General features: G+C 46.8%; 17 protein-coding genes. 14 read left to right on the top strand and 3 right to left on the bottom strand.

The window, feature by feature from the left end:
• Positions 1-17: 17 nt before the first annotated feature.
• From mtlF to sipU, 4 genes are all read left to right on the top strand, one after another.
• Positions 18-449, top strand: a complete 432-nt coding sequence (gene mtlF, locus BSU_03982) for a phosphotransferase system (PTS) mannitol-specific enzyme IIA component (RefSeq protein YP_003097678.1) — start codon at positions 18-20, stop codon at positions 447-449.
• Between the two features lies 1 nt (position 450).
• Entirely contained in the window at positions 451-1,572 is a 1,122-nt protein-coding gene (gene mtlD / locus BSU_03990; RefSeq protein ID NP_388281.2) for a mannitol-1-phosphate 5-dehydrogenase, read from the top strand.
• 90 nt (positions 1,573-1,662) lie between these two features.
• The gene (gene ycsA / locus BSU_04000; protein NP_388282.3) at positions 1,663-2,727 is read left to right on the top strand and encodes a putative tartrate dehydrogenase; all 1,065 of its coding nucleotides are present in this window, start codon (positions 1,663-1,665) and stop codon (positions 2,725-2,727) included.
• 134 nt (positions 2,728-2,861) lie between these two features.
• Positions 2,862-3,425, top strand: coding sequence for a type I signal peptidase (gene sipU / locus BSU_04010; RefSeq protein NP_388283.1), 564 nt, complete (start codon positions 2,862-2,864; stop codon positions 3,423-3,425).
• Between the two features lie 59 nt (positions 3,426-3,484).
• Here sipU and yczH read toward each other — a convergent pair whose 3' ends face one another.
• On the bottom strand, positions 3,485-4,093 hold the full coding sequence (yczH, locus tag BSU_04020) for a putative hydrolase (protein NP_388284.2): 609 nt from the start codon (positions 4,091-4,093) through the stop codon (positions 3,485-3,487).
• An 85-nt stretch (positions 4,094-4,178) separates the two neighbouring features.
• Here yczH and ycsD point away from each other — a divergent pair, with 85 nt between their 5' ends.
• On the top strand, positions 4,179-4,571 hold the full coding sequence (gene ycsD, locus BSU_04030) for a putative hydroxyacyl-(acyl carrier protein) dehydratase (RefSeq protein ID NP_388285.2): 393 nt from the start codon (positions 4,179-4,181) through the stop codon (positions 4,569-4,571).
• Between the two features lie 32 nt (positions 4,572-4,603).
• On the opposite strand, the gene yczO is transcribed toward ycsD, so the two are convergent.
• Positions 4,604-4,768, bottom strand: coding sequence for a hypothetical protein (gene yczO / locus BSU_04039; protein ID YP_003097679.1), 165 nt, complete (start codon positions 4,766-4,768; stop codon positions 4,604-4,606).
• Between the two features lie 132 nt (positions 4,769-4,900).
• Between yczO and ribZ the strand changes: the two genes are divergently transcribed.
• The 9 genes from ribZ to yczI all read left to right on the top strand — a co-directional run bounded on the left by ribZ (position 4,901) and on the right by yczI (position 12,323).
• Positions 4,901-5,650, top strand: coding sequence for a 5-amino-6-ribitylamino-2,4(1H, 3H)-pyrimidinedione 5'-phosphate phosphatase / 5' nucleotidase (ribZ, locus tag BSU_04040; RefSeq protein NP_388286.2), 750 nt, complete (start codon positions 4,901-4,903; stop codon positions 5,648-5,650).
• Positions 5,651-5,855: 205 nt separating this feature from the next.
• On the top strand, positions 5,856-6,629 hold the full coding sequence (gene pxpA / locus BSU_04050) for an oxoprolinase subunit A (RefSeq protein NP_388287.3): 774 nt from the start codon (positions 5,856-5,858) through the stop codon (positions 6,627-6,629).
• A 14-nt stretch (positions 6,630-6,643) separates the two neighbouring features.
• Positions 6,644-7,858, top strand: coding sequence for a 5-oxoproline transporter (pxpG, locus tag BSU_04060; RefSeq protein NP_388288.3), 1,215 nt, complete (start codon positions 6,644-6,646; stop codon positions 7,856-7,858).
• 23 nt (positions 7,859-7,881) lie between these two features.
• The gene (gene pxpI / locus BSU_04070; RefSeq protein ID NP_388289.3) at positions 7,882-8,655 is read left to right on the top strand and encodes a putative D-5-oxoproline epimerase; all 774 of its coding nucleotides are present in this window, start codon (positions 7,882-7,884) and stop codon (positions 8,653-8,655) included.
• A 44-nt stretch (positions 8,656-8,699) separates the two neighbouring features.
• Positions 8,700-9,422 (top strand): L-5-oxoprolinase (ATP-dependent) subunit B, encoded by a 723-nt coding sequence (pxpB, locus tag BSU_04080; protein ID NP_388290.2) that lies wholly within the window; start codon positions 8,700-8,702, stop codon positions 9,420-9,422.
• A gap of 2 nt (positions 9,423-9,424) precedes the next feature.
• On the top strand, positions 9,425-10,432 hold the full coding sequence (gene pxpC, locus BSU_04090; protein ID YP_054571.2) for an L-5-oxoprolinase (ATP-dependent) subunit C: 1,008 nt from the start codon (positions 9,425-9,427) through the stop codon (positions 10,430-10,432).
• Between the two features lie 15 nt (positions 10,433-10,447).
• Complete coding sequence (gene pxpR, locus BSU_04100; RefSeq protein NP_388291.2) at positions 10,448-11,200, top strand: transcriptional regulator of the pxp operon (IclR family); 753 nt, start codon at positions 10,448-10,450, stop codon at positions 11,198-11,200.
• 63 nt (positions 11,201-11,263) lie between these two features.
• Positions 11,264-11,905, top strand: a complete 642-nt coding sequence (gene lipC / locus BSU_04110; RefSeq protein ID NP_388292.1) for a spore coat phospholipase B — start codon at positions 11,264-11,266, stop codon at positions 11,903-11,905.
• A 172-nt stretch (positions 11,906-12,077) separates the two neighbouring features.
• Positions 12,078-12,323 carry a hypothetical protein gene (gene yczI, locus BSU_04120; protein NP_388293.1) on the top strand — a complete coding sequence of 82 codons (246 nt, stop codon included), beginning with the start codon at positions 12,078-12,080 and terminating at the stop codon, positions 12,321-12,323.
• Positions 12,324-12,328: 5 nt separating this feature from the next.
• Here the strand turns inward: yczI and yczJ are convergent, their stop codons facing one another.
• Positions 12,329-12,616, bottom strand: a complete 288-nt coding sequence (gene yczJ / locus BSU_04130) for a hypothetical protein (RefSeq protein NP_388294.1) — start codon at positions 12,614-12,616, stop codon at positions 12,329-12,331.
• Positions 12,617-12,744: the final 128 nt, after the last annotated feature.

Here is a 12,744-nt window from a genome sequence, read left to right on the forward strand (position 1 = left end):
GAAAGAGAGTGATTGTCATGCAAGTACTCGCAAAGGAAAACATTAAACTCAATCAAACGGTATCATCAAAAGAAGAGGCTATCAAATTGGCAGGCCAGACGCTGATTGACAACGGCTACGTGACAGAGGATTACATTAGCAAAATGTTTGAACGTGAAGAAACGTCTTCTACGTTTATGGGGAATTTCATTGCCATTCCACACGGCACAGAAGAAGCGAAAAGCGAGGTGCTTCACTCAGGAATTTCAATCATACAGATTCCAGAGGGCGTTGAGTACGGAGAAGGCAACACGGCAAAAGTGGTATTCGGCATTGCGGGTAAAAATAATGAGCATTTAGACATTTTGTCTAACATCGCCATTATCTGTTCAGAAGAAGAAAACATTGAACGCCTGATCTCCGCTAAAAGCGAAGAAGATTTGATCGCCATTTTCAACGAGGTGAACTGACATGATCGCCTTACATTTCGGTGCGGGAAATATCGGGAGAGGATTTATCGGCGCGCTGCTTCACCACTCCGGCTATGATGTGGTGTTTGCGGATGTGAACGAAACGATGGTCAGCCTCCTCAATGAAAAAAAAGAATACACAGTGGAACTGGCGGAAGAGGGACGTTCATCGGAGATCATTGGCCCGGTGAGCGCTATTAACAGCGGCAGTCAGACCGAGGAGCTGTACCGGCTGATGAATGAGGCGGCGCTCATCACAACAGCTGTCGGCCCGAATGTGCTGAAGCTGATTGCCCCGTCTATCGCAGAAGGTTTAAGACGAAGAAATACTGCAAACACACTGAATATCATTGCCTGCGAAAATATGATTGGCGGAAGCAGCTTCTTAAAGAAAGAAATATACAGCCATTTAACGGAAGCAGAGCAGAAATCCGTCAGTGAAACGGTAGGTTTTCCGAATTCTGCCGTTGACCGGATCGTCCCGATTCAGCATCATGAAGACCCGCTGAAAGTATCGGTTGAACCATTTTTCGAATGGGTCATTGATGAATCAGGCTTTAAAGGGAAAACACCAGTCATAAACGGCGCACTGTTTGTTGATGATTTAACGCCGTACATCGAACGGAAGCTGTTTACGGTCAATACCGGACACGCGGTCACAGCGTATGTCGGCTATCAGCGCGGACTCAAAACGGTCAAAGAAGCAATTGATCATCCGGAAATCCGCCGTGTTGTTCATTCGGCGCTGCTTGAAACTGGTGACTATCTCGTCAAATCGTATGGCTTTAAGCAAACTGAACACGAACAATATATCAAAAAAATCATCGGTCGCTTTGAAAATCCTTTCATTTCGGACGATGTGACCCGCGTAGCGAGGTCACCTCTCAGAAAACTGGGAGAAAATGATAGACTTGTAGGCCCGGCAAAGAAAATAAAAGAACCGAATGCACTGGCTGAAGGAATTGCCGCAGCACTGCGCTTCGATTTCACCGGTGACCCTGAAGCGGTTGAACTGCAAGCGCTGATCGAAGAAAAAGGATACAGCGGCGTACTTCAAGAGGTGTGCGGCATTCAGTCCCATGAACCGTTGCACGCCATCATTTTAAAGAAACTTAATCAATAACCGACCACCCGTGACACAATGTCACGGGCTTTTTTTACTATCTCGCAATCTAGTATAATAGAAAGCGCTTACGATAACAGGGGAAGGAGAATGACGATGAAACAATTTGAGATTGCGGCAATACCGGGAGACGGAGTAGGAAAAGAGGTTGTAGCGGCTGCTGAGAAAGTGCTTCATACAGCGGCTGAGGTACACGGAGGTTTGTCATTCTCATTCACAGCTTTTCCATGGAGCTGTGATTATTACTTGGAGCACGGCAAAATGATGCCCGAAGATGGAATACATACGCTTACTCAATTTGAAGCAGTTTTTTTGGGAGCTGTCGGAAATCCGAAGCTGGTTCCCGATCATATATCGTTATGGGGGCTGCTGCTGAAAATCCGGAGGGAGCTTGAGCTTTCCATTAATATGAGACCCGCCAAACAAATGGCAGGCATTACGTCGCCGCTTCTGCATCCAAATGATTTTGACTTCGTGGTGATTCGCGAGAACAGTGAAGGTGAATACAGTGAAGTTGGCGGGCGCATTCACAGAGGCGATGATGAAATCGCCATCCAGAATGCCGTGTTTACGAGAAAAGCGACAGAACGTGTCATGCGCTTTGCCTTCGAATTGGCGAAAAAACGGCGCAGCCATGTGACAAGCGCCACAAAGTCTAACGGCATTTATCACGCGATGCCGTTTTGGGATGAAGTCTTTCAGCAGACAGCCGCTGATTATAGCGGAATCGAAACATCATCTCAGCATATTGATGCGCTGGCCGCTTTTTTTGTGACGCGTCCGGAAACGTTTGATGTCATTGTGGCGAGCAACTTGTTCGGTGATATTTTAACCGACATCAGCTCAAGCCTGATGGGAAGCATCGGCATTGCGCCTTCTGCGAACATCAATCCATCCGGCAAATATCCGTCCATGTTTGAACCGGTTCACGGCTCAGCTCCTGACATTGCCGGACAGGGCCTTGCCAATCCGATCGGCCAGATTTGGACAGCGAAGCTGATGCTCGACCACTTCGGAGAGGAAGAATTGGGGGCGAAAATTCTGGATGTAATGGAGCAAGTGACTGCCGACGGCATCAAAACACGCGACATTGGGGGACAAAGCACAACGGCTGAGGTCACTGATGAAATCTGTTCGCGCTTAAGAAAGCTCTGATGAATCAGGCCGGTGGCAGATGGCTGCCCCGGCCTGTCCATTTCCTTACGAAAATTTCCACGAAAGTCTAACCAAGCAGATCCAAATGCTGTATAATAATTTGGAATTCTTAGGAAAGCATCGGGTGAAGGAAGTTGAATGCAAAAACAATCACGTTAAAGAAAAAAAGAAAAATCAAAACGATCGTTGTACTCAGTATCATTATGATCGCAGCTCTCATTTTTACGATCAGATTGGTGTTTTACAAGCCTTTTCTTATTGAAGGATCATCAATGGCCCCAACGCTTAAAGACTCAGAAAGAATTCTGGTTGATAAAGCAGTCAAATGGACTGGCGGGTTTCACAGAGGAGACATCATAGTCATTCATGACAAAAAGAGCGGCCGCTCATTTGTCAAACGTTTAATCGGTTTGCCTGGTGACAGCATTAAAATGAAAAATGATCAGCTATACATAAATGATAAAAAGGTGGAAGAACCATACTTAAAGGAATATAAACAGGAGGTCAAAGAGTCGGGTGTAACCTTAACAGGTGACTTCGAAGTTGAGGTTCCTTCCGGTAAATATTTTGTGATGGGAGATAACCGTCTCAATTCACTGGATAGCAGAAACGGAATGGGCATGCCTTCTGAGGACGATATCATCGGTACTGAATCTCTCGTCTTTTATCCATTCGGTGAGATGAGACAGGCAAAATAAAATGCAATGCAAAAAGAACATGGAACATGACGGCACCGATAATAAAGCGCCGTGCACGTTTAAAAAAATGATGATGAAACGGTGCGGAGCCGGCTTTCCGCCCCGTTTTTTATGATAGAAAGCGTTTTGAAGAAAAGGGCCCTGTTGAAATAAACAGAATCAGGATTGGCGAAGCCGTGAAGCGCATCGAATTGGTAAATCTCAAGATGGGTATGCTGTTTTTCCCGCAGTTTTTTGATAAGAAGCGCTACGTCAAACGACGGCTCATAATTAGGGAAAAACAATAGGACCGGGCAGGCTGGCATGTGATGAAGAGAGTCGCGTATCCGGGAACCGTAATAACAAACCGATCCGCTCACCTCAGGCATACTGCTGCATTTCCATGCGATAGTAGCCCCCACGCTGAATCCAATCACAAAGATGTGCCGTCCGGCGTTTTGCCTGATCACATTCTGGATGATGGTTTCTCCCGTTTTCAGCCTTTCGTGTTTTGTAAATTGTTCGTATGCCGTTTTTTCTTCTTTCAGTGTGTAGACTTCATCCTCGCCGAGCAGGTTGGGCGTCAACACATCATATCCAGCCATTTTGATCAGCCGGCCCATCTTTTTCATATGGCTGTTTACACCATATATTTCGTGTGCGAGAATGACAAGCGGTTTTGGGAACATAACGGCCTCCTTTTGTGTTTTTTCCATTATATCCTATCGTTTCACTTTAGGCTGAGATATAATGGTCAAAAAAAGGAGATATAAAATGAACTCATTATCTTTGCCTCACCGCTATCCATTTTTGTTTATTGATGGCGTGACGGATAGCGAGCCCGGCAAACATGCGGCAGCTTATAAGCTGATTAGTGAGAACGACTGGTTTATCACTGATACGCAAACAGAAATGCCGTTTTCACTTGTGATTGAAGCGCTTGCGCAAACCGCGGCTTTTACAGGAATTACAGATGAGAACAGCTTGGGATTATTGTCTTCGGTGAAGAAAGCGGAAAAGCTGGGAGAAGCTGTGCCTGGTGACCGGCTTGATCTTACGTTTGAAGTCACGCGCAATCGGCGCGGGTTTGTGTTCGGACATGCCAAGGCATCAGTTGGAGAGCAGCCTGTTGCTGAAGCTGAAATCGGCATCTATATTGAAAAATGAAAAAAACCCTTCACAACATTTTGTGAGGGGTTCTATTTTGTGTCGTAATCCCGTTCGCTTTGAGAGTTATCTCTTTGCTGGCGTTTGTGTTTTTCATCATTCATATTTTCCTTCAGCTCTTCATTAGGAATCGGATCGGTTAAGTCGTTGTGCTCGGGGTTTTCATTTGGTTTGTTTTGCTGTTTTTTTTCTGTCATGTTTGATCACCTCACCGTTTGTTTTCCTCTTATTCATTCTCCTCAAACATAGGAAATCGCTTTTTTGTCCCGCTGGGTATAATGTATTAGAATAGAGAGAAGCACAACAAAAAGATAAAGAGAGGTACATATATGTCTGTTCAAAGAGAAGATGTAGATATCAAGCTGATCGCAATTGATATGGATGGTACACTGCTGAACGACGAGCAGCTGATCTCGGATGAAAACCGCAAAGCCATTCGTGAAGCGGAGGATAAAGGTGTGTATGTGGTGATCAGCACGGGCCGGACGCTGATGACGTGCAGGGAGCTGGCGGAATCGCTAAAGCTGTCATCCTTTCTAATCACGGCAAACGGCAGTGAAATTTGGGATTCGAATTTTAATTTGGTGGAACGGAAGCTGCTTCATACGGACCATATTCAAATGATGTGGGATTTGCGGAATAAGCACAACACTAATTTCTGGGCTTCTACGGTGAATAAAGTATGGAGAGGCGAGTTTCCGGAAAACATTACGGATCATGAATGGCTCAAATTCGGCTTTGACATCGAGGATGACGATATCCGAAACGAAGTGCTTGAGGAGCTGAGAAAAAACAAAGAGCTCGAAATCACAAATTCAAGTCCGACAAACATTGAAGTCAACGCGCTTGGCATCAACAAAGCTGCAGCCCTTGCCAAGGTTACGGAAAAACTCGGCTTTACAATGGAGAATGTGATGGCGATGGGCGACAGCCTTAATGACATTGCGATGATCAAAGAAGCGGGTCTTGGCGTCGCAATGGGCAATGCGCAAGACATCGTAAAAGAAACGGCTGATTATATCACGGATACAAATATTGAGGATGGTGTCGCTAAAGCGATTCGCCATTGGGTACTATAAAAAAAGAGAGTCCTAAGATGGACTCTCTTTTTTAGTTTGGCAGGTTTTATTCTGGGACCATGGTAGGTTTTCTGACAAAAGTATTTCACAAACTGATATGATTCACTTATAATGAAATAAAGTTCAAAAATTCGGAATAGTCGTTCCGAATTTCGGGACAATAAATGACATAAAGCATATCGTTTGCTTTGGCAGGAGGGATTCTGTGTTTCAGATTGATTTAAACTGTGATTTAGGAGAAAGCTTCGGAGCCTACAAGATAGGCCTTGACCAAGATATTTTAGAGTATGTGACATCAGCGAATATCGCATGCGGATTTCATGCAGGAGATCCTAGTGTTATGCGAAAAACCGTCGCGCTTGCAGCAGAAAGAGGCGTGAAAATGGGTGCGCATCCGGGCTTGCCGGATTTACTCGGTTTTGGGCGCCGCAATATGGCGATTTCTCCTGAGGAAGCGTATGATCTTGTCGTTTATCAAATTGGCGCGCTCTCTGGCTTTCTAAAAGCAGAGGGACTTCACATGCAGCACGTCAAGCCGCATGGCGCTTTATACAATATGGCGGCAGTCGATCAAAAACTGTCGGATGCTATCGCGAAAGCTGTCTATAAGGTTGATCCCGGCCTGATTCTTTTCGGTCTTGCTGAGAGCGAGCTTGTAAAAGCGGGAGAACGGATCGGACTTCAGACCGCAAATGAAGTGTTCGCCGACAGAACATACCAATCGGACGGCACGCTGACACCGCGCTCCCAGCCGGACGCACTCATTGAAAGTGATGATGCCGCCGTCACCCAGGTCATCAAAATGGTGAAAGAAGGGGCGGTCAAATCTCAGCAAGGACATGATGTGTCATTAAAAGCAGATACAGTCTGCATTCATGGAGATGGAGCCCATGCGCTGACATTTGCGCAAAAAATCAGAAAACAGCTCAAAGCGGCTGGAATTGAAGTGACAGCTATTTCAGAACAGAGGTCAACATAAAGGAGGAACAATAGATGGAGCAGCAGAAAAAGACAGCAGGAAAAAAAGCGGGCAGCTGGTCATTGCTGATGGGCGCCGCCTTTTTAATGGCGACATCAGCAATCGGACCGGGTTTCCTCACCCAAACCGCAACATTCACAAACACACTCGCAGCAAGCTTCGGTTTTGTCATCTTAATCTCTATTATTTTAGATATTTTCGCCCAAACCAATGTGTGGCGCATCATCGCAGTTTCTGGAAAACGAGGTCAGGAAATTGCGAATATGGTGCTTCCCGGACTGGGGTATTTCATCGCCATTCTCGTCGTGCTTGGCGGACTAGCTTTTAATATTGGGAATATCGGAGGGGCCGGGCTGGGACTTCAGGTGCTGTTCGGCATTACACCTGAAACAGGCGCTTTAATCAGTGCCGTTATCGCCATTTTGATTTTTGTCATCAAGGAAGCAGGAAAAGCGATGGACCGTTTTACGCAAATCGCGGGGTTCGTGATGATTATTTTAACGGTCTACGTTGCGGCGACGACAGCTCCTCCGGTCGGACAGGCAGTCGCAAATACATTCGTCCCGGAACACATCAGCATATTTGCCATTGTCACCCTAGTGGGCGGAACCGTCGGCGGTTATATCACATTTGCCGGAGGACACCGTTTGCTTGATGCCGGAATTAAAGGAAAGGAATCCATTCCGCAGGTGACAAAGAGCTCGGTTGTCGGCATTTTAATTACATCTGTCATGCGTATCGCTCTTTTTCTTGCGGTTCTAGGCGTTGTATCGAAAGGCCTGCACATCGATGAAAGCAACCCGGCGGCTTCTGTCTTCAAGCTGGCTGCTGGAAATGTCGGTTATAAAATTTTCGGATTGATCATGTGGTCTGCGGCGATTACGTCTGTTATTGGAGCAGCCTATACATCTGTTTCATTTTTTAAAACCTTTTCTCCAAAAATTGAAAAGAATTCACGCGGTATTATTATCGGATTTATTGTGGTTTCTACGTTAGCTTTTGTCACAATCGGCCAGCCTGCGAAGATCCTCGTCCTTGTCGGTTCACTGAACGGCTTAATTCTGCCGATTGCGCTCGGAACGCTGCTTGTTGCCGCCTACAAGAAAAACATTGTCGGTGATTATAAGCATCCGCTTTGGCTGACAAGCACAGGCGCGCTTGTAGTGATTGTAATGGCAGTTATGGGAATCTACACGTTATGTACACAACTTCCTCAATTGTGGAGCTGATATAAGTGGAGCAATTAAACAAAATGGCGCCAAAGGATGTACGCGCCCTGATACGAGAGGGGAAAATAAACGGGCCGACCGCAGGCATGTCCGGCGGCTACGCCCAAGCGAATCTTGTGGTTTTGAAAAAGGACCTTGCGTTTGATTTTCTGCTGTTTTGCCAGCGAAATCAAAAGCCCTGCCCCGTGCTGGATGTGACTGAAGCAGGTTCGCCTGTGCCGTCTCTGGCTGCGCCGGATGCTGATATCAGAACGGACTTTCCGAAATACCGTATTTACAGGCACGGTATCCTAACGGAAGAAGTATCTGATATTACGCCATACTGGGAGGACGATTTTGTCGGCTTTCTGATCGGATGCAGTTTCTCCTTTGAACAGGCACTGATCAATAATGGGATAGCTGTCCGGCATATTGATGAGGGGACAAACGTCTCAATGTATAAAACGAATATCGATTGTGTTCCGGCGGGGGCGTTTCACGGACAGATGGTTGTCAGCATGAGGCCGGTTCCTGAACGGCTGGCTGTACGTGCTGCACAAGTGACCTCGCGTTTTCCGGCTGTGCACGGAGGGCCGATCCATATTGGCAATCCGGGAGCAATCGGGATTCGCGATCTCGGGAAACCGGATTTCGGAGATGCCGTTTCCATTCGTGACGGCGAGGTTCCTGTTTTTTGGGCATGCGGAGTGACCCCGCAAGCCGTGGCTATGAATGTAAAGCCTGAAATGGTCATCACACATGCGCCGGGGCATATGCTCATCACAGATATTCGAGACGAGTCGCTTGCGGTGCTGTAGCCTCTCGTCATCCTGATGAACGAGAATTAAAAGAGGTGAGAAAGATGACTGTACGATATCAAATCGAACAGCTCGGTGATTCTGCAATGATGATCCGATTCGGAGAAGAAATCAATGAACAGGTCAACGGCATTGTCCATGCAGCGGCCGCTTATATAGAAGAACAGCCATTTCCGGGATTCATTGAATGTATCCCGGCTTTTACAAGTCTAACCGTATTTTATGATATGTATGAAGTGTACAAGCATTTGCCTCAAGGCATAAGCTCACCTTTTGAGAGTGTCAAGCGCGATGTCGAAGAGCGGCTGGCAGAAATAGCCGAAGACTATGAGGTCAACCGCCGTATTGTAGAAATTCCCGTTTGCTATGGCGGTGAATTCGGTCCGGATTTAGAAGAGGTGGCGAAGATCAATCAACTGTCACCGGAGGAAGTAATCGACATTCATACAAACGGTGAATATGTGGTGTATATGCTTGGCTTCGCGCCCGGTTTTCCTTTTCTAGGCGGGATGTCAAAACGCATTGCAGCTCCGAGAAAATCATCGCCAAGACCGTCGATTCCCGCAGGTTCGGTCGGTATTGCGGGATTGCAGACAGGCGTTTATCCGATTTCAACGCCGGGCGGCTGGCAGCTGATCGGCAAAACGCCGCTGGCTCTTTTCCGGCCGCAGGAAAACCCGCCGACATTGCTGCGGGCGGGAGATATTGTGAAATTCGTTCGCATCTCAGAAAAAGACTATCACGCCTATAAGGAGGAGTCCAATTGAGCATGAAAGTATTAAAGCCCGGACTGCTCACAACGGTTCAGGATATAGGCAGAACGGGTTACCAAAAATACGGCGTTCTGGCCAGCGGCGCTATGGACACGGTTTCACTGCGCATTGCCAATCTGTTGATAGGAAACGGCGAAAATGAAGCAGGTCTCGAAATAACGATGATGGGGCCCGGTCCGTCGTTTCATTTTTCAAAACAGACACTGATTGCTGTGACAGGGGCGGACTTCACGCTGCGTATTAATGACGAGGAAGCGCCTTTATGGAAGCCTGTGCTCATCAAGGAAAACAGCACGGTCAGCTTTGGCCCCTGCAAACTCGGCAGCCGTGCTTATTTGGCGGCAGCTGGCGGCATTGAGGTGCCTGCCGTCATGGAAAGTAAAAGCACATACGTCAGAGGAAGCATTGGCGGACTTCATGGCAGAGCGCTTCAAAAAGAAGATGAACTGAACATTGGAGAGATGTCAGCTCTTTCGCAAACCATCCTTTCTCGCTTAAGTTCGCAGCTTGGAAAACAGGGATTTGCAGCACCGAAGTGGTCAGTCAGCCGCGGCAGATTTCTGCCATTGAAGAAGAATCCCGTCATTCGGGTGCTGGAAGGAAAGCAATTTGCCTTTTTCACAGAAGAATCAAAAACGCGTTTTTATGAAGAAGCATTTCGTGTCACGCCGCAGTCCGACCGTATGGGCTACAGGCTCAAAGGAGAACCGCTCGAACTGAAGGCCCCGCTTGAGATGGTGTCGGAAGCGGTTTCATTCGGAACAGTTCAGGTGCCGCCTGACGGCAACCCGATTATCCTGCTTGCAGACCGGCAGACGACTGGCGGCTATCCGAGGATCGCGCACATCATATCCGCTGATCTTCCGATTGTTTCCCAAATCATGCCGGGCGAGCACGTTCAGTTTGAGCCTGTGTCCCTCCAGGAGGCAGAAGCGCTTGCGGTAGAACGGGAACAGCATATAAAAGAACTGAAAACGAGAATGAAGATGGAATGGCTGACATAGCAAAGGGGATGAATGATGCAGAATAAAAATAAAACCGTAGTCAAATCTATGGCGCTGCTTAATTTGTTTTTGCATAAACCAAGCCTAACCTTAAGTGAACTGGTGTCGCTGACGGGAATGCCGAAGACCTCTGTTCACCGGATGGTCAGCTCCTTGGAGGAAATGGGGTTCCTCAGTCGGGATGCGTCCGGCGCTTATTCGCTGGGATTGGTGTTTTTGGAATTCGGACAGCTTGTCGCTGACAGGCTGGATATCAGAAAAATAGCGAAACCGGTGATGGAAGAGCTGTGCCGGGAAGTGGATGAGGCCGTGCAGTTGATCATGAGGGACGGCAATGAAGCGATATACGTTGAGAAAATAGAAGGGACACAGACTGTGCGGCTGTATACGGCGATCGGCAGGCGTTCCCCCCTATACGCGGGAGCGTGCGCCAGAAGCATTCTGTCCTTTCTTCCCCGTGAAGAAATCGAAGCATACATCAAACAAACCGAGCTCATTTCGATTGGCTCCGGAACGATTACCGATCCCGAAAAACTGCTTCAGGAGATTGATGCCTCTGTGCAAAATGGCTATACTGTCAGCTATTCAGAGCTCGAAAACTATACGGCGGCGATCGGCGCCCCGATCTTTAACCATGAGCGCCAGGTGGCAGCCGGCATTAGCATTGCAGGCTTTGAAGCGAGATTTACAGAAGACAGGCTGCCCTATTTAACAGAAAAGGTGAAGGACGCCGCTTTACAGATTTCAAGAAAAATAGGATATACATAAGTAGCCAATCTTTTCTCTGCTGCGTACATTAACGTATCGACGTTCAAGAGTGGAGGAAAGAACATGGTGCTTCGATATACAGCTCTGGGCGATTCCTTGACGACAGGGAGAGGCTCCGGGCTGTTTTCACCCGGCTTCGTCCAGCGTTTTGGGGACATGATGGAAGCTGACTTGAAAACAAGAACGGCAATAAACATATTTGCCAGATCAGGTCTGAATACAGAAGAGATTTTGGGACTCCTGTCATATCCCTATGTGCAAAAATGTATTCGAGATGCTGATATGATAACGATCACAGGGTGCGGAAACGATCTCATCGATTCGGTCTTAGCCTACCAAACCTCTAAGGATGAAACGATTTTCAGCCGTGTATCCGCCCATTGCCATGAGAATTTTGAAAAGATGATTGCCAAAGTCGCCGAGATTAAAGGAGAAAATCCTTCCCCGTACGCCATTCGTGTGTTCAACTTATACAATCCGTTTCCCGAAATTGATATCGCCGGCAAATGGATCACTTCGTTTAATTCACATTTAGAAACACTTGCATCAGCACCCCATGTCAAAATCGCGGATGCCTATAGCATCTTCAAAGGCAAAGAACAGGAATATCTGTCCTTTGACGGTGTCCATCCGAACAGCAAAGGCTATCAAGCGATGGCTGAAGCCGTTCACAAGCTAGGCTATAAAGAATTATCAGTTTCATAGAAAACGCGCCTCATGACAGGCGCGTTTTTTATGTGTGATCGAAATATTAAAAGAAACTTAAAATTCTCTGTCTTCTGTTCTACAGACAAACAAAGTGCGCTAGAATAATGGAGGGCGTAGGCAAATATAGCCATAACGTTCAATATTTCGTATATAAGGAAGGATGGTCCTTTTGTTTCGGATTTTTAAAATGTCTTTTGCGGTTATCATTATTATACTGGCGCTTATTGCTTTTAACTATACGGAACACACCTCTGTAATCCAATCGGTCATGCTCGTCTTTCTTGGTGCGGTCATGTTTATGCAGGGGCTTGAAGAGCGCAAAAAAGAAAATGACGGCTCAGGCGCTTTTAATATTTATACCGCCGTTTTTGTATGGTCTGTCTCCCTTATCGGTTTTACACTTCATATTATATAAATCTATTACACATCCTGAAAATGCTCGACCGTCGGGAACGGGGTATAGAACCGATGAAGCAAGGCTTTCCACTCTTGATACTCTGAAGAACCGCGAAAGCCTTCCGTATGGTCCTCAAGTGTTTCCCACTCCACAAGAAGCAGATATTTATGCGTTTCCTCCATGCATTTTGATAACGAGTGAGTGATATAGCCCTTCATGCCGGAAATAATCGGCGCAGCTTGCCGGAATGCATCCTCAAACTCTTGTTCAAGGCCTTCTTTAATGTGAAGCATTGCTGCCTCTCTGACCATGCTATCCCTTCTTTCTGTCTTTTCAAATAGTCTACAGCAAACGATAGGAGATTTCTGCAAAATCGGTGAACTTTTCCTTCATTTTCAAAAAAATCTTGCACGCACCAATTCAATTAAGAGAAAATAAC

Origin of the sequence: Bacillus subtilis subsp. subtilis str. 168 (assembly GCF_000009045.1) — a bacterium.
Classification (GTDB): domain Bacteria; phylum Bacillota; class Bacilli; order Bacillales; family Bacillaceae; genus Bacillus; species Bacillus subtilis.

Coding starts and splice junctions, on each gene's coding strand:
- ycsD (NP_388285.2), top strand. CDS start 4,179: ATGAACTCATTATCTTTGCCTCACCGCTATCCATTTTTGTTTATTGAT.
- pxpR (NP_388291.2), top strand. CDS start 10,448: ATGCAGAATAAAAATAAAACCGTAGTCAAATCTATGGCGCTGCTTAAT.
- ycsA (NP_388282.3), top strand. CDS start 1,663: ATGACGATGAAACAATTTGAGATTGCGGCAATACCGGGAGACGGAGTA.
- yczJ (NP_388294.1), bottom strand. CDS start 12,616: ATGGTCAGAGAGGCAGCAATGCTTCACATTAAAGAAGGCCTTGAACAA.
- pxpC (YP_054571.2), top strand. CDS start 9,425: ATGAAAGTATTAAAGCCCGGACTGCTCACAACGGTTCAGGATATAGGC.
- mtlF (YP_003097678.1), top strand. CDS start 18: ATGCAAGTACTCGCAAAGGAAAACATTAAACTCAATCAAACGGTATCA.
- lipC (NP_388292.1), top strand. CDS start 11,264: ATGGTGCTTCGATATACAGCTCTGGGCGATTCCTTGACGACAGGGAGA.
- pxpI (NP_388289.3), top strand. CDS start 7,882: ATGGCGCCAAAGGATGTACGCGCCCTGATACGAGAGGGGAAAATAAAC.
- yczO (YP_003097679.1), bottom strand. CDS start 4,768: ATGACAGAAAAAAAACAGCAAAACAAACCAAATGAAAACCCCGAGCAC.
- mtlD (NP_388281.2), top strand. CDS start 451: ATGATCGCCTTACATTTCGGTGCGGGAAATATCGGGAGAGGATTTATC.
- pxpG (NP_388288.3), top strand. CDS start 6,644: ATGGAGCAGCAGAAAAAGACAGCAGGAAAAAAAGCGGGCAGCTGGTCA.
- ribZ (NP_388286.2), top strand. CDS start 4,901: ATGTCTGTTCAAAGAGAAGATGTAGATATCAAGCTGATCGCAATTGAT.
- pxpB (NP_388290.2), top strand. CDS start 8,700: ATGACTGTACGATATCAAATCGAACAGCTCGGTGATTCTGCAATGATG.
- yczH (NP_388284.2), bottom strand. CDS start 4,093: ATGTTCCCAAAACCGCTTGTCATTCTCGCACACGAAATATATGGTGTA.